This is a genomic window from Bradyrhizobium sp. Pa8, assembly GCF_052588265.1.
The window spans coordinates 5364781-5381733 of the sequence record NZ_CP176767.1; the positions used below are offsets into that span (position 1 = coordinate 5364781).

General features: G+C 61.7%; 18 protein-coding genes and 2 tRNA genes. 9 read left to right on the forward strand and 11 right to left on the reverse strand.

Going from position 1 to position 16953, the window contains the following annotated elements; translation table 11 throughout:
- The first annotated feature begins 66 nt into the window (after positions 1–66).
- The 5 genes from ACKWRH_RS24960 to ACKWRH_RS24980 all read left to right on the forward strand — a co-directional run bounded on the left by ACKWRH_RS24960 (position 67) and on the right by ACKWRH_RS24980 (position 2352).
- The gene (locus tag ACKWRH_RS24960; RefSeq protein ID WP_445215682.1) at positions 67–228 is read left to right on the forward strand and encodes a hypothetical protein; all 162 of its coding nucleotides are present in this window, start codon (positions 67–69) and stop codon (positions 226–228) included.
- A 211-nt stretch (positions 229–439) separates the two neighbouring features.
- Entirely contained in the window at positions 440–988 is a 549-nt protein-coding gene (locus ACKWRH_RS24965; protein ID WP_445215683.1) for a hypothetical protein, read from the forward strand.
- Positions 985–1635: a hypothetical protein gene (locus tag ACKWRH_RS24970; protein WP_445215684.1), complete on the forward strand. Its 651-nt coding sequence runs from the start codon at positions 985–987 to the stop codon at positions 1633–1635. Before ACKWRH_RS24965 ends, ACKWRH_RS24970 begins: the two co-directional genes overlap by 4 nt.
- A 4-nt stretch (positions 1636–1639) precedes the next feature.
- Entirely contained in the window at positions 1640–2110 is a 471-nt protein-coding gene (locus ACKWRH_RS24975) for a hypothetical protein (RefSeq protein ID WP_445215685.1), read from the forward strand.
- Positions 2107–2352, forward strand: a complete 246-nt coding sequence (locus ACKWRH_RS24980) for a hypothetical protein (RefSeq protein ID WP_445215686.1) — start codon at positions 2107–2109, stop codon at positions 2350–2352. The genes ACKWRH_RS24975 and ACKWRH_RS24980 overlap by 4 nt, the downstream gene beginning before the upstream one ends.
- Before the next feature lie 147 nt (positions 2353–2499).
- On the opposite strand, the gene ACKWRH_RS24985 is transcribed toward ACKWRH_RS24980, so the two are convergent.
- Positions 2500–3525 carry a type I restriction endonuclease subunit R gene (locus ACKWRH_RS24985; protein ID WP_445215687.1) on the reverse strand — a complete coding sequence of 342 codons (1026 nt, stop codon included), beginning with the start codon at positions 3523–3525 and terminating at the stop codon, positions 2500–2502.
- Positions 3526–3568: 43 nt separating this feature from the next.
- Positions 3569–4051 (reverse strand): hypothetical protein, encoded by a 483-nt coding sequence (locus tag ACKWRH_RS24990; RefSeq protein WP_445215688.1) that lies wholly within the window; start codon positions 4049–4051, stop codon positions 3569–3571.
- A 579-nt stretch (positions 4052–4630) separates the two neighbouring features.
- Here ACKWRH_RS24990 and ACKWRH_RS24995 point away from each other — a divergent pair.
- The 3 genes from ACKWRH_RS24995 (at position 4631) to ACKWRH_RS25005 (ending at position 6892) form a co-directional block, all read left to right on the forward strand.
- A complete protein-coding gene (locus ACKWRH_RS24995; protein WP_445215689.1) occupies positions 4631–5047 on the forward strand; it encodes a hypothetical protein in 417 nt (138 codons plus the stop codon).
- Positions 5044–5250 carry a hypothetical protein gene (locus ACKWRH_RS25000; protein ID WP_445215690.1) on the forward strand — a complete coding sequence of 69 codons (207 nt, stop codon included), beginning with the start codon at positions 5044–5046 and terminating at the stop codon, positions 5248–5250. Before ACKWRH_RS24995 ends, ACKWRH_RS25000 begins: the two co-directional genes overlap by 4 nt.
- A gap of 1039 nt (positions 5251–6289) precedes the next feature.
- On the forward strand, positions 6290–6892 hold the full coding sequence (locus tag ACKWRH_RS25005; RefSeq protein WP_445215691.1) for a hypothetical protein: 603 nt from the start codon (positions 6290–6292) through the stop codon (positions 6890–6892).
- 175 nt (positions 6893–7067) lie between these two features.
- On the opposite strand, the gene ACKWRH_RS25010 is transcribed toward ACKWRH_RS25005, so the two are convergent.
- From ACKWRH_RS25010 to ACKWRH_RS25050, 9 genes are all read right to left on the reverse strand, one after another.
- The gene (locus tag ACKWRH_RS25010) at positions 7068–7313 is read right to left on the reverse strand and encodes a hypothetical protein (protein ID WP_445215692.1); all 246 of its coding nucleotides are present in this window, start codon (positions 7311–7313) and stop codon (positions 7068–7070) included.
- Entirely contained in the window at positions 7306–7458 is a 153-nt protein-coding gene (locus ACKWRH_RS25015; RefSeq protein WP_445215693.1) for a hypothetical protein, read from the reverse strand. The genes ACKWRH_RS25010 and ACKWRH_RS25015 overlap by 8 nt, the downstream gene beginning before the upstream one ends.
- A 232-nt stretch (positions 7459–7690) precedes the next feature.
- Positions 7691–7766 (reverse strand) — tRNA-Val (locus ACKWRH_RS25020).
- Positions 7767–7931: 165 nt separating this feature from the next.
- Positions 7932–8336: a GFA family protein gene (locus ACKWRH_RS25025; RefSeq protein ID WP_445215694.1), complete on the reverse strand. Its 405-nt coding sequence runs from the start codon at positions 8334–8336 to the stop codon at positions 7932–7934.
- Between the two features lie 70 nt (positions 8337–8406).
- Positions 8407–10830, reverse strand: a complete 2424-nt coding sequence (lon, locus tag ACKWRH_RS25030; protein ID WP_445215695.1) for an endopeptidase La — start codon at positions 10828–10830, stop codon at positions 8407–8409.
- 324 nt (positions 10831–11154) lie between these two features.
- Positions 11155–12426, reverse strand: a complete 1272-nt coding sequence (clpX, locus tag ACKWRH_RS25035) for an ATP-dependent Clp protease ATP-binding subunit ClpX (RefSeq protein ID WP_014494834.1) — start codon at positions 12424–12426, stop codon at positions 11155–11157.
- 460 nt (positions 12427–12886) lie between these two features.
- Positions 12887–13519, reverse strand: coding sequence for an ATP-dependent Clp protease proteolytic subunit (locus ACKWRH_RS25040; RefSeq protein ID WP_014494833.1), 633 nt, complete (start codon positions 13517–13519; stop codon positions 12887–12889).
- Positions 13520–13821: 302 nt separating this feature from the next.
- Positions 13822–15183, reverse strand: coding sequence for a trigger factor (gene tig / locus ACKWRH_RS25045; protein ID WP_445215696.1), 1362 nt, complete (start codon positions 15181–15183; stop codon positions 13822–13824).
- 174 nt (positions 15184–15357) lie between these two features.
- Positions 15358–15442 (reverse strand) — tRNA-Leu (locus ACKWRH_RS25050).
- A gap of 154 nt (positions 15443–15596) precedes the next feature.
- Here ACKWRH_RS25050 and ACKWRH_RS25055 point away from each other — a divergent pair.
- Positions 15597–16949 (forward strand): multicopper oxidase family protein, encoded by a 1353-nt coding sequence (locus ACKWRH_RS25055; protein ID WP_445215697.1) that lies wholly within the window; start codon positions 15597–15599, stop codon positions 16947–16949.
- Positions 16950–16953: the final 4 nt, after the last annotated feature.

Below are 16953 nucleotides of genomic sequence, written 5' to 3' on the forward strand. Positions count from 1 at the left end.
TAAGTGCGTTGCTCGCAATTCGTTGTCGTCCGATATTCCCGTCAACAACGGAGACGAAGTATGGCAATGCCACTCATCAGCGTACGGGTTGAAAAAGAACTCGCAGACCGCCTGAAGGACGGGGCCGAAAAGGACCGCAGAACCGTCTCGCAGTTTGCGCGCAACATTCTGGCCGACGCGCTGTCAAAGCAGCCGGAAGCGGCAACCCGGTCCGAGGCCGCCGCATGAGCAAACTCGCGGGATTGAGCCGGGAGACCTGTGCGGCCGAGTGCTCGGAACGCAGTTGCGTGCTCTCAGCCGGCCGACCTTTTTGCGCCCACCCGTGCAAGTCGGGACTGCCGCAGCATCTGAAGAACGACTCCACCCTTCGAAAGCTTGAAGCCGAGGCGCGCGAGATGCTTGGCCTCCGGCCCCCCGCGCTTAACGGAGCCGCATGAGCATGAGTGAATTGCCCACCAGCCCGGATGCACCGCGCGCGCCGGCAGTGATTGAGAAGCGCCCTCAGCTTGAACGGGAGATGGCCGGCCTGAAACTTCAGATGGCCGAGCGGGCGCTTGCCGCCTATGAGGGCGGCGCCAACGAGCGGGAGCGGCTGGCAAACTTGGTTGCCGCCATCAGGACTATCGAGGTTCAGATCGAGTCCAATGCGCTCGCTCACAAGCTGGCGCAAGACCACGATCGGGCAGCGGTGGCGGACTGGCGGCGCCAGATCGAGGCAAACCCGGACGAGGCCACCGAGGGCATCGAGAAACGGACATGCTGCGATCTTTGCAGCGAGGCGCACGGCTGCATCATCACCGGCGACGCCTGCGCGCATCCGGTCTTGGCCGGAAGCGTCGGCCCGCGCCACCAGGGCAACGAAGCGGTGCGCGGTCTTTACCGCGCGGCTGCCAAGCACCTCCGGTTGCCGGGCTTCGGTTTCGACGAGGATGCCGAGGACGAAGACGAGTTCGAAGACGAGGACGAACCAGAGGAAGTCGAAACATGACCGACATTAAGATGGCGCAGACCCCGCCGACACCGACAGAAGCCGCAAGGACGCTCGTCGCCCGAATGAGCGATAAGTCACCCGAGGCGGTCGGCATGAGCGACGTCATGGAGCTGATCGAGGTGACCCCCGACAAGCCGCCGGCGCCGGTGGCCCCCGTCGTGCTGGCGCACCGGAAGCGGCTCGAGATCGAGCGCGACGCGCTGCGCACCGGCGCGGCCGAGCTCGCGCTGCGATCAGCCCGGGGCGACAAGATCGCCCAGACGGAATTGGCCGCGATCCCGGTTCGTCAGGCGGCGCTGCAATTCGAGATCGACCTGAACCACGACGCGCACGACTTGGCCGTGCAGCAGGACGCTGCGGCGGAAGTCGCTTGGCGCGCATCCCTGCAATCGATGGATCCTGAAGTTCTGATCGAAGGGATTGGGCGGGACCGGTGCTGCAATCGATGCATGCCGGGCCTGAGTTGTGTCATTACGGCCGGCTATCCCTATGCTGCCGCGACTTGCGGCCACCCGGTGCGAGAGAAGCAAACCATCTTCGGGCGCGATGCGAACGGCAACCGCCAATTCCTCTACGCCCAGAATCCGCAAGCGGCGCGCGTCTTCGAGGCCGCCCGCAAGAAACTGAACGTCCCGACGAGGTGACAGCATGACCGACCAGACGCCCCCGACCAATGCCACGGAAGCCCGCGCGGTCCTCGATGCCCGTCTTGCCGACAAGGACTGGGGCGCCAAGGTGTGCAGCGGCGATGCCGCCGCAACCCAGGAGCTGCGCGACCTCACGGCCCTGTCCGCCAACACCGGCGACGATGTCGTGGCGGCGGTGCTCGCTGGCAAGGCTGGTTTGCCAGGCCAGCCGGCGACCACCGAACAGCGCCAGATGGCTGCAACGGCGTCCCTGTTCGCCGATCTCGGCATTCGCTCAGAAGTCACCAGCCAGTTTTTGAACGGCCAGCAGGTCACGGCCAAGGAATACGAGCTGGTAAAAAACTGGAAAACCACGGCGATGGGCGACAAGGATTTCGTCGCCAAGTATCTGGCCGGCGGCATCGAGCAGCGCCAAAAGATGATGCTCGCCGACAGCGTCCTTACCAATGGTTTCAAGGAGGAGGCGGCATGAGCAGCGACATTCGCACCGGAAACAAAACTCACGACACGACTTGCGCGGCGTCCGAGATGAACCGGCAGAACGACGTGGCGCAAGCCATCCTGACCGGCGGAGGCAATGCCGCGGTCGCCGCGGCGGTGCGCACGGCAGAAATTGCGCATTACCGCCGCATCATTGCTTCGTGCTTATCCCAGGGCCTGCCGTCGTCGAACTTCACGCAGGCTCTGCGAGATCTCGGTACTGGCGGCTCATAACCATCCGCCAGTTCGCGTTCGAGAGGGCCCCCGGCGCGAACGGATACAACGGCGCGTTTTGACCTCGGCTTTTTTGGTGCCGTGATCAACGCCAATGCGTTTACTCGGCGAGTTAGGCTGTGGAAAGCTCGCAGAGCCGGGAAAACATCAGGATAGATGAAGCTCAAAAGTGCCCCAATGGCGCACAGCGGCAGTACCACCGGCGATGACTTCTTGCTCTGACTTGAACATACCGGAAAAAATTCGATCGGTCAGATAGCCCACCGCTAGGTTGTGATATGTGATTTCGCAGTCAACCTGCACCACGCCACCGCGCATAAGTGGACTTGCAGGCAGCTCCGTTCCTCGAGGTAATGTCACGCTCAAGATGTTGCTCAGTATTGATGGTGCTGCGGGGTCGCTTGATAAGACTTCATCCGCGCACTTGAACACAATCGGGACAAATCCTAAAGCGCGGTTCATGTCGTCGAACATGCTAAATGCTGGCTGCAGCTCTAGGCGCGCTTCTATAAGCCCATCCTGGACGCGGAGCACTTCTTGACCGCGGATTCCGTTTCGCATTCCTAAGATTGGCTTCATCGCGGCCTCAAGGGCCGGATTGTTGGACTCGCTTCCCGAATAAGCCATCGAACCGCCGACAATCCTAGCATAGGAGCCAAGCCCTGGGGCCAAAGGACGCCCGGGGTCAATCACGATCTTTCCCGCCCTCTCGATTGCCTCCGGGCCAAGAAGATTCTTGATTGCGTAGATAGCGCTTTCGGTTTCTTCGAGCTGCCAAGTCAACAATGGTTCGAAGGGGGCGCCGGTCTGGTAAGCTTTGAACTCGCGACCGTTTGTTATGAGATAGTATCTAGCACCAACTTCGGGATGTGCGGCATAAGTATGCGCTTGCTGTGCATCCTCTAAGCAAAGTTCGTTGGCAGGCGATTTGACCTCTACAATCCAGCGACCGAAAGGGATCACCTCGCAAACATAATCCGCACGGCCTTGCAATCTAGGATCTCGACCCGGTGACTTTCTTCCGAGAAATGACTGATCGTAGCGGAGGGTGAGCTCGGTGCGAATGTTGGCGACCGAGCCGTGACGATAGCCGAGTGTCGTGAGCAGAGGTCGAACGATCGCCTCTCTCACATCAGTTTCATTCATTTCCGTGACATTCAGCGACTCGAACATCGTCTATCCAACCGCAACCGGAGGGCGAGCGCAAGCACTTCCCCTAATATGCTGACCAGCTCTTGCCGTCCCAAACAAAGCTCACTGATCCAAAGTCGCCCGCTAGTGTCCACTCGGGCATCCCGTCGATTAGACCGCCGTCCGCGCGAATCTTCACCTCAGACTTAGACGAATTGCCCTTTTTATCCTTTATCGAGACCGTTTTTCCCTTCGGGAAGCCGGAAGGTAATAGCACGATCGGCGAGACATCGGCCGAGAGGTTGAGCTGGATGAGGTCGTCGGAAGGCGTAACCCGATATGGATTTTCCGTGGTGACCTCGGCAATCCGAATTTGATATGGCGAGCGGCCATCTTGAGCCAGACGAAGTCGCTCCTCCAGCACTGAAATGCGACCGCTATAATAGAACGAGGCCGCTCCATATCCGAGGCCGCCTGCGAGAGCGGCCACCAAAAGCGTCCATTTCACACCGGCTCGGGTGGTTGGGAAGCTGTCGACCGCTTTATCGAATTGGTCCGAAAAACCCATTAGCGCGACAGGTCCCCTAGCTCTGACCGATACCGCATCATCGTCGTCACTTCTTCGCCTTCAGCCCGATCTCGACCAGCCGCTTAATGGCGTCAGATCGCGTGGTCTCATTCTTTGCCGCCCATTGATCAATCGCCGCAACAATCTCCACAGGTATCCGGGATGACACCATAGGATCGCGGCCCGTGGCTGGCCGGCCTCGTTTTGATTTTTGGTCTACCTTTATTGACTTCTTCATGATTTTTGGTCTACCATAAATACAGGCTGAGGGGAAGTTGCGAGCTTCCGCCCCAGCCCTAACCTCAACCACGAAGGACACTTATCAACATGATCGAGGCTGATCGCGTGCATAGCACGCCACCCCTAAACACGTCTGTACCTAACCCGGCCGATGCGCGGTCCGCTGGCTCAGCGGACTCGCAGAATTCGATTGCTGCCCAACCAGCCACCGGACAGCCTGAAACGGGAGAACGCACCAGCGACTCTCCTAGCCCCATTGCGAGCCCATCGAACGTCATCGACCTGTCGGCTAGGCGAGCAGCGAGCGCCCTGCCTCCTCAAAACGTCTCCGAAGTCAAGATGGCGCCGCAGACCGAGACCGCCAGAAACGCCCGTTTGCGGGATCAGCGCCGCGTCGCATGGAACGCAGCCGAGGCGCGCACACGCTATTGGTCTGCCCGGATGAAGCTGCACAGTGCAATCGAGAGCGCAGGCCGGTGGGGAGCCTTTCCTAAGGGCATGGTGGAAGAGGAGCACGACCACGACCCGGATGGTTGGATGTCCTTGGTCCGTTGTTTCAGGTCAGCGATCGCGAAACAGCTTCTGACCCCAGCTTGGCGAACAGCCGATGTTACATGGAAGCGAAAGGCCCTCGCGGCACGGGAGCACAGATACACCGACCTCTCGGACGAGCAAGTTGAGACGGCGATCCAGCAGGATGTCGAGTTTTTGACGGCCCATCCTATGCGCCGCAAGTCGGGGGAGCGATCAGCATGAGCAACATCGTTGAATTTCGGCTGCCCGATCGCTTTGAGAACGAGGCGGATATCGAGGACATCGTTACGCTGACTGATTTGCTTTGCGTGATGATGGCGCAACCTGATGCGGATACGGCCCTGGTGGGAATGCACCGTGTCATGCTGATCATTTCGGACCACGCCCACGCGCTTCGGGAACGCCTCTACGGGAGCAAGCCGTGAAGCGCCGGCGCCGATAGCACCGGAAGGCTACCGGCAGCGGCCAGCAGTCGGGTTGTCTTACTGCGGCTGACAAGAGCGACCTAGATCGGTAGGCTGGTCTTCTTTATCCAGCTTACCGGTTCTGATGATGAGGGTATTGGCGGTCGTCGCCGTGCTACTACTGCCAACCAATCCGCTTCGCGCCGGGGCCACCATCGTAGGTGCCGGTTCGCAGTCGTGCTCGGCTTGGACGAACAGAACCAAGAATGCGGTAGTAAAGGGCGCTTTCGAATCCTGGGTTGTAGGCTTCATCAGCGGTCTGAATGTTAGCGGCGATAGAGAAATTGTCGGAGGCGGTGACTTTACAGCGATAATTGCTTGGATGGACCAGCGCTGTCGATCTCGTCCGACCGACCAAATTGGAATCGCAGCCCTAGATCTCGCGATGGAATTAGCTGGCAACGCAGCGAAGCGCTGACCCGCCGGTCCCGGCCGGCTGGCCTTCCTTCAGAACTGCCCAATTTGGGAGTACGATCTGAGGATCGATTCGGGTGGATCTCCGTTAGGCGGGCATGAGCATCCAGGCGATCACGCGGGCGGTAACGGTGGCCCTTCTTGGCCTACTTGTCTCTGCTTGCGTGAGCTCCGACCAGGTCACGTCCAGTTCGACAGTTCGATCAGGCGCACCATGGGCGCGAGACCTTAGTGAGCCGCCCCCAAGCCGACAGCCCGCCGATGCCGCAATCCCTGCGATAAAAGCGGATTTAAATGCCGCGCGCGAGAGAGCGTTGCGATAGTGCGGGCGCCGGTTCACGCTGGCGGGCCCTGTGCTACGACTTGCCCAGCCGCGCCGATCGTGCGGACCGTCGCGGCGCTGGCCGCAGGAGCTGTCCAATAGCAGCGCCTGCGGCCATTCGCGCTTGGAAGCCAAATCTGCGCTCAAGCCGGCGGGCTGATGGCGAACATTCGAGATGACGCCCGCCTGCGATGAAGCTGTGCAATTCCGCTTGCGTTCACGCCTCGGTTGAGGAATCTTCTTCGTTTTTTAGGAGCTCAAAGCGTGCAAAAAAAACCTGAACTGGATCCAGACTTCGTCGACGTCATCATTCAGACCCTGTCGGTCCTATCCAATGTTGCAACGCTCGGTTCAACGTGGCTGATGCTTCGCGGACAATCGCCGAATCCGGCCGCGCCGCCTCAATTTGACGAGTCTCAAAGGGATAATATTCGACACACGCTTCGATTACTGCGGCGCTCGCTGGAAGATACGTTCGAAGCAGCAGAGTCGGTCTTGCGGGTCCTGGAAGAAAGCCGCCGACGCTACCCACAGTCAGGGGACATCCTCGAGGACAGTGTTAGGTTTGGTAAAGCCAGCCTGCTTACGGTCGAGGAGTTCGGCCACCTAAGCGGCCACCTCAGCAATTTGGAGAACAGCGCGATGCAGGCCCGAAATGCAGCTCGCAATCTGCAAATAATGGCGCGACACACCACCTCACTCGCTGGAATCGACATTTCCTTCAATCCAGACGCGTTCAATGCTCAGCTCAACTCAATCCTCTTCGAGAGCCGGAATGTTGGAGAGGCCATGGAAAAGTTGCGATTGGCACAGCAGCAGGCTGAAGATTTTGTAGTTGATGTCGAGAAGGCACTGCGACGCAACTGAGAGCAAGTGGATCTCAGCAGGGGCAGAGCAGAGCAGAGTGCCGGACAAAGCGGCATCGTAACCGCCTCGCAAATTATCGATTCCTCGTGGCTCGGAGCGCGCGCGAGCTACTGCGCGTCGTGGGTGTGGAAAAGCCCCAAGCGACTGCGGGGCTTCGGTCCCGCCTTTCACTTTATCACTCCGGTGCGGAGTCATCGCGCGGGTTGGGCTGGCGGAGATTTTCGATATCGATGTGTCGCACCATCGCCCGCGCCTCGTCACCTGAATTGGGCATGTGCCACAGAGCACGTCGGGCGATCGCGCGCAGGAGCGCAATTTGGTCTGCGGTCGGATGTGGGCCGGACGACCGCTCGCTCGCTGCCAGCGCTCCGTCGACGAAGTGATGGGCCGTCATGCGTGCCCAGCTCTCGCGGTCAGGCATTCTCTGGCGCGCCGTACATCGATCGATACAGCGAGGTCTTTGCGGCCAGAAGCGACTGCATCCGCCCCACGTCACCGGCAAATCGTGCGGCGTCGAGCAGCCGGCCTAGCTCGGCTCGGCGAACTTCGAATTGGGTCGGGCTCATGGTCCTGTTCTCCAGGTGAGCGCGCATCGTGAACGATTCGCCAAGGACCCGCGAGACGGGAACTATACGGATCAATAGCCGTGAGGTGCGCACCCTGGTCAGAACTCTCGATCGAGTTGCTTCATGGTTGTCGCGGTGACGACGGCCAACAGAGCCATTGCAAGCAGGATGTAGCCGATTGCGAGGATGCCCATAGCTCAGCCCTCGCAACGAAGGTCGAGGGTGGATGGGATGGTGGGCAGTGACGGGCTCGAACCGCCGACATCCTGCGTGTAAAGCAGGCGCTCTACCAACTGAGCTAACCGCCCGGGATTTGTTACCCGACAAGTTACCCGAGCGAAGCATACCCGGCATAACCTATTGATTTTACTGGCCTTGACTCTCGGTGTAAACGAGATGCTCTAACCAGCTGAGCTAATCGCCCCTCGCCGCCTCTTTATCCCTACCCGCCCGTGATGGGCAAGTCCGGAACGTCAATCCCCCGGCCTCCCCGGCAGCAGCGGCACTGCGTCGATCCACACCGCCGCTGACTGGCACCAGATCTGCCTGACGGGACGCAGTTTGTCGCGCTGGCGGATTGAGCCCCAGCGGATGCCCCAATCGTCGGCCTGGTCGCTCTCGCCGCTGGTGAACAGTGGGGAACCGCAGTCGGCGCAGAAGTGCTGTAAGCGCATCCGGCCGTTGTCGCCGCGCTTGCCGTAGACCTTTGGCGCGCCGGCGGTCAGCCTGACGTCGGCCTTGGTGCAAATCGCGGTCACCCGGAACGGCGATCCCGTCAGGGTCTGGCAGTCCCGGCAATGGCAGACCGACACAGCCTCGGGGTCGATCTCGGCCTCAAAGGTGATCTGCCCGCAATGGCACTGCCCGTCGATCTGCATCGCCCTGATCCCCTGCCCCTCAAACAAAAACGGCGCCCGAAGGCGCCGTTTTATCATCTTTCGCTGAACCTTAGTGAGCGGTCAGTCCGCCGGCGGCCTCGTCCCCGTCCGGCTTCACCGTCACCTTGGTGTCCTCTTCCCAGACGATCGGCACGGGCTTCTTCACCAGCGCCTTGGCGACGACGTCGTCCAGACGCGACACCGGGATGATCTCCATGCCGCCCTTGATCGCATCGGAAATCTCGGTGAGATCCTTGGCGTTGTCCTCGGGGATCAGCACCGTCTTGATGCCGCCGCGGGCAGCGGCCAGCAGCTTCTCCTTCAGGCCACCGATCGGCAGCACGCGGCCGCGCAGCGTGATCTCGCCGGTCATCGCGACATCGTGGCGGACCGGAATGCCGGTCATGACCGAGATGATCGCGGTGGCCATCGCCACGCCCGCCGACGGACCGTCCTTCGGCGTCGCGCCTTCCGGCACGTGCACGTGGATGTCGCGCCGGTCGAACAGCGGCGGCTCGATGCCGTAGACGATCGCACGCGAGCGCACGTAGGACGCCGCCGCCGAGATCGACTCCTTCATCACGTCGCGCAGATTGCCCGTAACCGTCATCTTGCCCTTGCCGGGCATCATGACGCCTTCGATGGTCAACAGCTCGCCGCCGACATCGGTCCAGGCAAGGCCCGTGACGATACCGACCTGCGGCTCGCTCTCGATCTCGCCGAAGCGGTACTTCGGCACGCCGAGCAACTCTTCCAGAGTCTTCTCGGTGACCTTGACCGACTTCTTCTTGGAGATCATCAGCTCCTTCACCGCCTTGCGGGCGAGTGTGGAGAGCTCACGCTCCAGATTACGCACGCCCGCTTCGCGGGTGTAGCGGCGGATCAACAGCAGCAGCGCGTCGTCGTCGATCGAGAACTCCTTGGAGTCCAGGCCGTGCTTGGACACCGCGTTCGGGATCAGATGCTTGCGCGCGATCTCGACCTTCTCGTTCTCGGTGTAGCCCGCGATCCGGATGATCTCCATGCGGTCCATCAGCGGCCCCGGAATATTGAGCGTATTCGCGGTCGTGATGAACATCACGTTGGACAGATCGTAGTCGACCTCGAGGTAGTGGTCGTTGAAGGTCCCGTTCTGCTCGGGGTCGAGGACCTCGAGCAGCGCCGAAGACGGATCGCCGCGGAAATCGGCGCCCATCTTGTCGATCTCGTCCAGCAGGAACAGCGGATTGGACGACTTCGCCTTCCGCATCGACTGGATGATCTTGCCGGGCATCGAGCCGATATAGGTGCGGCGGTGACCGCGGATCTCGGCCTCGTCGCGCACGCCGCCGAGTGAGACGCGCACGAATTCGCGCCCGGTCGCCTTCGCGATCGACTTGCCGAGCGAGGTCTTGCCGACGCCGGGAGGTCCGACGAGGCACAGGATCGGGCCCGTCAGCTTGTTGGCGCGCGACTGCACCGCGAGATACTCGACGATACGGTCCTTGACCTTCTCGAGCCCGTAATGATCGGCATCCAAGGTGGCTTGCGCCGACTCCAGGTCCTTCTTCACCTTGGACTTCTTGTTCCACGGGATCGACAGCAGCCAATCCAGATAGTTGCGCACGACGGTCGCTTCCGCGGACATCGGCGACATCTGGCGCAGCTTCTTCAATTCGTGCTGCGCCTTCTCGCGCGCTTCCTTGGAGAGCTTGGTCTTGGAGATCTTCTCTTCGAGATCGGCGAGCTCGTCGCGACCGTCGTCGTCGCCGAGCTCCTTCTGGATCGCCTTCATCTGCTCGTTGAGATAATACTCGCGCTGGGTCTTCTCCATCTGGCGCTTGACGCGCGAGCGGATGCGCTTCTCGACCTGCAGCACCGAGATCTCGCTCTCCATCAGGCCCAGCACCTTCTCGAGGCGCGTGGTGACGGACAGCGTCTCCAGGATACCCTGGCGATCCGCGATCTTGACGGCGAGATGCGAGGCAACGGTGTCGGCGAGCTTGGCGAAATCGGTGATCGCCTGCACGACGCCGACGACCTCGGCCGAGATCTTCTTGTTGAGCTTCACGTAGCTCTCGAAATCGGACACGACCGAGCGCGACAGTGCCTCCGCCTCGACCGATTTCGCATCGGTGTCGGCGAGCGCAATCGCGGTCGCTTCGTAATACTCGCTGCGATCGGTGTATTTCTGCACGCGCGCACGCTCGAGCCCTTCGACCAGCACCTTCACGGTGCCGTCGGGAAGCTTCAAGAGCTGAAGCACGCTGGCGAGCGTACCGGTCTCGTAAATGGCATCGGGCGCCGGATCATCGTCGGACGCGTTCTTCTGCGTCGCGAGCATGATCAGCGCGTCGTTCTTCATCACCTCTTCGAGCGCGCGGATCGACTTCTCGCGACCGACGAAGAGCGGAACGATCATGTGCGGGAAGACGACGATGTCGCGCAGCGGCAGCACGGGATAGGCGTGCGTTTCGCCATGGACGATGGTTGGCCGGGGTTTTGGATTAGTCATGGCCTTTTCCTTTTGCTTTGCCCCCTTGCACGCAGCCCGCCATGCTCATGCGCAACCGCCACAAGGTGCCGAGGTGATCCAGAAAACCGGCCTACCACTCTAAGGTTGGACCGGGCTTGCCGAATCGGAACTGAGGCGAATCTTGAAGAGAATTCTCGCTCGCCGCCGACATTAGGTGGCTATCGACCGGGGGGGTGTCAAGTCATTGAAAGACGCGCGCCATCAGGCGCTTACGCACGCGTATAAGCGACGCAACATCGGCTGCGGAGAACCATTCCGCAGCCGCTACTGTCAAAGACGATTGGAGCGTTCCAGCGCCGCAAATCAGGCGCTGGCGTTCTCGACGGCGCGATCAGACCGATCGGCGTAGATGTAGAGCGGACGCGCCGTACCTTCCACGACTTCGCGCGAAATCACGACTTCTTCCACACCTTCCAGGCCCGGCAGGTCGAACATGGTCTCGAGCAGGATCGCCTCGAGGATCGAACGCAGACCACGCGCGCCGGTCTTGCGCTCGATCGCCTTGCGGGCGACCGCGCCAAGCGCCTCGTCGGCGAAGGTCAGCTCGATGTTCTCCATCTCGAACAGCCGCTGGTACTGTTTCACCAGCGCGTTCTTCGGCTCGGTGAGGATCTTCTTCAGCGAAGTCTCGTCGAGATCCTCGAGCGTCGCCACGACCGGCAGACGGCCGACGAATTCGGGGATGAGACCGTACTTCAGGAGGTCCTCAGGCTCGACGTGACGGAAGATCTCGCCGGTACGGCGATCCTCCGGCGCGAGCACCTGGGCAGCGAAGCCGATCGAGGTCGACCGCCCGCGCGCCGAGATGATCTTCTCGAGGCCGGCGAACGCACCGCCGCAGATGAACAGGATGTTGGTGGTATCCACCTGCAGGAACTCCTGCTGCGGATGCTTGCGGCCGCCCTGCGGCGGGACCGAAGCCACCGTGCCTTCCATGATCTTGAGCAGCGCCTGCTGCACGCCCTCACCCGACACGTCGCGCGTGATCGAGGGGTTGTCGGACTTGCGGCTGATCTTGTCGATTTCGTCGATGTAGACGATGCCGCGCTGGGCGCGCTCGACATTGTAGTCGGCGGCCTGGAGCAGCTTCAGGATGATGTTCTCGACGTCCTCGCCGACATAGCCGGCTTCGGTCAGCGTCGTTGCATCGGCCATCGTGAACGGCACGTCCAGGATGCGGGCGAGCGTCTGCGCGAGCAGCGTCTTGCCCGAACCGGTCGGACCGATCAGCAGGATGTTCGACTTCGCGAGTTCGACGTCGTTGTGCTTGGTCTGGTGGTTGAGGCGCTTGTAGTGGTTGTGCACCGCGACCGACAGGACCTTCTTCGCATGGCTCTGGCCGATGACGTAATCGTCCAGGACCTTGCAGATTTCCTTCGGCGTCGGAATGCCGTCGCGCGACTTCACGAGCGAGGATTTGTTCTCCTCGCGGATGATGTCCATGCAGAGCTCAACGCACTCGTCGCAGATGAAGACCGTGGGACCCGCGATCAGTTTGCGGACTTCGTGCTGGCTCTTGCCGCAGAACGAGCAATACAGTGTGTTCTTGGAGTCGCTCGTGCCGACCTTACTCATTCATGTCTCCGTCCGCGGTTCGATCCCGCTCCGCTCGATCGCTCCATTCCGGCACGCAGGCCGTATGAAGTTCAAATAGAGCAAATTCCGTACCAAAAAAGACCCTACGCGCTACATCCCGTGCGAATCACGGTCACTCGATTCTCCGCGATCATAGCCGATCAATCGTAGCCAACCATGCTGTCACCCGACTATCAAGAATTCGCTAATCGAGGGGGTGCTGGCTACCCGTGACAATACCGTGATTTCACGTCTTGGCACGGACGAAGTGATCGAAATCGCCCCGGAGTTGCTGGATTGCCACGAAAAACAAGCACGAAAGCGGAACTTTCTGCCTGTCGCGGGGCGCAAGACTGCTTTTTGCGCCCTTGCGCAGTACGCCGTTAACGTCAACGTCGCCCTGACGATCCCGGGAAATCCCATAGGTATTCCAGGGATCGATGTTGCAGCCCCGTTCGCGTTACTGCGGTTTCGCCGCCGGCTCCTCGGCGCGCTTGTCGATGACCTTGTCGACCAGGCCGAACTCCTTGGCGTCGTTCGCGGTCAGGAACTTGTCGCGTTCCAGCGCGTCCTCGATCGTCTTGTAGGTCTGACCGGTGTGCTTCACGTAGATCTCGTTGAGCCGCTTCTTCAGGTTCAGGATTTCCTGCGCGTGCAGCATGATGTCGGTGGCCTGGCCCTGGAAGCCGCCGGAGGGCTGATGCACCATGATGCGCGCGTTCGGCAGCGAGAAGCGCATGTCCTTCTCGCCGGCGGCGAGCAGCAGCGAGCCCATCGAGGCGGCCTGGCCCGTGCACAGCGTCGAGACCGGCGGGCGGATGAATTGCATGGTGTCGTAAATCGCAAGGCCCGACGTCACCACGCCGCCCGGCGAGTTGATGTACATCGAGATTTCCTTCTTCGGATTTTCCGCCTCAAGGAACAGGAGCTGCGCGACCACCAGCGTCGACATGCCGTCCTCGACCGGCCCGGTCAGGAAAATGATGCGCTCCTTCAACAGGCGCGAGAAGATGTCGTAGGCGCGCTCGCCACGGTTGGTCTGCTCGACCACCATGGGCACGAGGTTCATGTAGGTTTCAACCGGATCGCGCATGAGTCACCTAGGGTTTTAGGAGGCGGACATTGCCAGTCCTGGCTGCCAGTTTGGCAGATTTGCCGGAAGGCCGATGGACGCCAGTGATGCAGGAAGTGGGTAGAGGTAGAACGCTTGGTATAAGACTTGGGTACAGGGCGTACCGACAGATATAGCCCAATTCGCGCCAGACAAGTGCGGAGCGAATTAAGGCTTAATCCACGGGGCACTTGAAGCTGATTCTCGCAAACAGGCCCAGCCAGCCAGATGGCTAGCCGGGCCCCTTCGCTGATCATCCTTAATGGAAGGCTTTCTCAAAGCCTTCAGGCTGCGGTCTTTTCCGCGTCCTCGTCCTTGTAGAGGTCCTCGCGCGAGACCTTCTTCTCGGTCACGTTGGCGAGCTCGAGGATGAAGTCCACGACCTTGTCCTCGTAGATCGGTGCACGAAGCTGGGCCAACGCCTGGGCGTTGCTGCGGTAATAGTCCCAGACTTCCTTCTCGCGGCCCGGCATCGAGCGCGCGCGCTCGATCACGGCACGGCCGACCTCGTCGTCGGTCACGGTGATCTTGTTCTTCTCGCCGATCTCGGACAGCACGAGGCCGAGCCGCACGCGGCGGTCGGCGATCTTGCGGTACTCGTCCTTGGCCTTGTCTTCTGTGGTATCCTCGTCCGCGAAGGTCTTGCCGGCCGAATCCATCTCGGCCTTGACCGAGTTCCACATCAGATTGAACTCCTCGTCGACGAGCGACGGCGGCGCTTCGAAGCGATGCGCCTCGTCGAGGCGGTCGAGCAGCGCACGCTTGACGCGCTGGCGCGTCGCGCCGGCGAACTCGGCAGCCAGACGCTCGCGCGCGGCTTCCTTCAGCTTGTCCAGCGATTCGAGGCCAAGCGTCTTGGCGAACTCGTCGTCGATCGCGACGTCCTGCGGCGCCTCGATCGAGGTCGCGGTGGTCTCGAACTCGGCCGGCTGGCCGGCGAGCTTGTCGTTCATGTAGTTCTTGGGGAACGGCACTTTCAGCGTACGCGTCTCGTTCGCGCCGATGCCGGTGAGCTGCTCCTCGAAGCCCGGGATGAAGGTGTTCGAGCCGATCACGACCTGGATGCCCTCGCCGGTGCCGCCCTCGAAGACTTCGCCGTTGATGGTGCCCTTGAAGCTGATGGTGACGCGGTCGCCCGACTCGGCCTTGGCGCCGTCGGCCTTCGCGGCATAGCCACGGTTGGTGTCGGCGATGCGCTTGATCGCCTCGTCGACATCGGTGTCGGACACGTCAGCGACGGGCTTCTCGACCTGGAAGCTCTTGAAATCGGCGAGCGCAATCGCGGGCACCACTTCGATCGCGACCGTATAGGTCAGATCGGTCTTGCCGTTGAGCAGCTCCTCGACCTCGGCCTGCTCGCTCGGCATGGTGATCTTCGGCTCGGTCGCAAGCTTGAAGCCACGGTCGGAGAACAGCTGCGTGTTGGTGTCGCGGATGGTCTGGTCGATGGTCTCGGCCATCACCGAGCGGCCATAGACCTTCTTCAGGTGAGCGACCGGCACCTTGCCGGGACGGAAGCCGTTGATGCGGACCTTGTCCTTGAGATCGACGAGTTTGGCACCGGCCTTGGCGTCGAGATCAGACGCGGGAACGCTGATCTTGAACTCGTGCTTCAAACCTTCCGAGAGGGTTTCTGTGACCTGCATGGCGTCCAATCTTCTTCTCGCTCGGCCCCGGCACGCATGCGTCGGGACGCTGTCATTAATCGAACCGGCGCGAGGCAAGACGCCTCAACGCCGGTGGTTCATCGGACCACTTCCGCCGGAAACACTCCGTGAGGAAGCAGCCCTTCGGTAATCCGTGCAAACGCTGAAAGCGCTTGGTGCGGGCGGAGGGACTCGAACCCCCACAACTTTCGTCACTGGAACCTAAATCCAGCGCGTCTACCAGTTCCGCCACGCCCGCGTGAATTTGCATCAAGACCGGCCGCGATGCCGCGGGCGGCCGGGCTTATAGCATGTGCCTGACTGTTCGCAGCAAAAAAATGGTCCGATAGAGGCAGGCTTTAAGTAGGCGCGACGGCTGGACTTATCCAGCGCTTCATGGTCCGCATCGAGCCATGAAAACGCGGATCGCTGACCCGACCCGGCGCGAGGTTTTGGCCGGACTTGGAGCTGGACTTGGAGCTGGACTTCGAGCCGGATTTGGAGCCGGACTCGGAGCCTCCGCGGCCGGGCTGATCGCCGGCGGTGCGGCCCCCGCTGTCACCGCCCAGCTCGCCCTGCAGGCAAGGCCGGCAACCCTGGCGCTCAGGCCGGGTCAGCCGGCGACACCGATCTGGGAGCTGGCCGCCGCAAGTCATATCGGGAACGTCCGTCTCAAGCGAGGCGACCGCTGCGAGGTGGTCTTTCGGAACGACCTGCCTGTCCCGCTTGCGCCAGTCTGGTACGGCCTGAATGGCCCGGCCGCGGCCGACCCGTTGCGAGGGCGTACGCCGACCGCGCCGGACGCGACTGAAACCTCAATTGTTTCAATACCAAATGCAGGAACTCTGGCAGCCGACTTCCGCCTCTTCGAAGACGGTCTGAAGCTGCCCGCGCGCCCGCTTCCGATCATCGCCGGCGAGACCAACCCCGTCGCCGTCGACCGCGACGAGGTCCTGTTGATCGAGGAATGGCGGCTGCGGCCGGATGGGACCGCGCTTCCGCCCGGCCGCGCCCCCGGGGATACGACACCGCTCTTTACCCTCAATGGCCGGACTTCATTCGAACTCTCAGCGGCGGCCGGCGAGCGGCTGCGGCTGCGCTTTATCAACGGCTCGCAACGTTCTGTTCTGGCGATCAAATTGGAAGGCCACGACGTCCAGGTGATGGCCCTGGACGGACAGCCGGCCGAGCCGTTCCCGGCCCGCAACGGCGCCCTGGTGCTCGCCCCCGGCGCACGCGCCGACGCCTTCGTGGATGCGGCCACATCGGCCTCATTCCTGTTGCATGACGGCAAGGAGGCGCGCCGGGTCGGGAGCCTCTCGATATCAGGCAAGCTCGAGCGGCGCGCGCCGCTGTTGCCGCCACAGCCGCTCCCCCTGAACGACCTCCCCGAGAAGCTCGACCTCAAAGGCGCCCTGCGGTTCGATGTCGCGCTCGGCGCGTCCGAGGCCGGCTGGGCACGGCCTGCAAGCTTCTCCGTCTCCTCCAATCCCGCCTTCCGCGCCAGGACCGGCCGCACCGTCGTGCTGGCCCTCAAGAACCCCGGACCGGTCACGACCGTATTTCACCTGCACGGCCATCATTTCCGCCTGCTCGACAAGCTCGACGACGGCTGGAAGCCCTACTGGCTCGACACGCTCGCAATCGAGCCCGGCCAGACCCAGCGCATCGCGTTCGCGGCGACCTCACCCGGACGCTGGCTGATCGAATCCGTCGTGACCGACTGGGCCGCGCCGCGGCTGGTGCGCTGGTACGCGGTCGAGTGAGCGA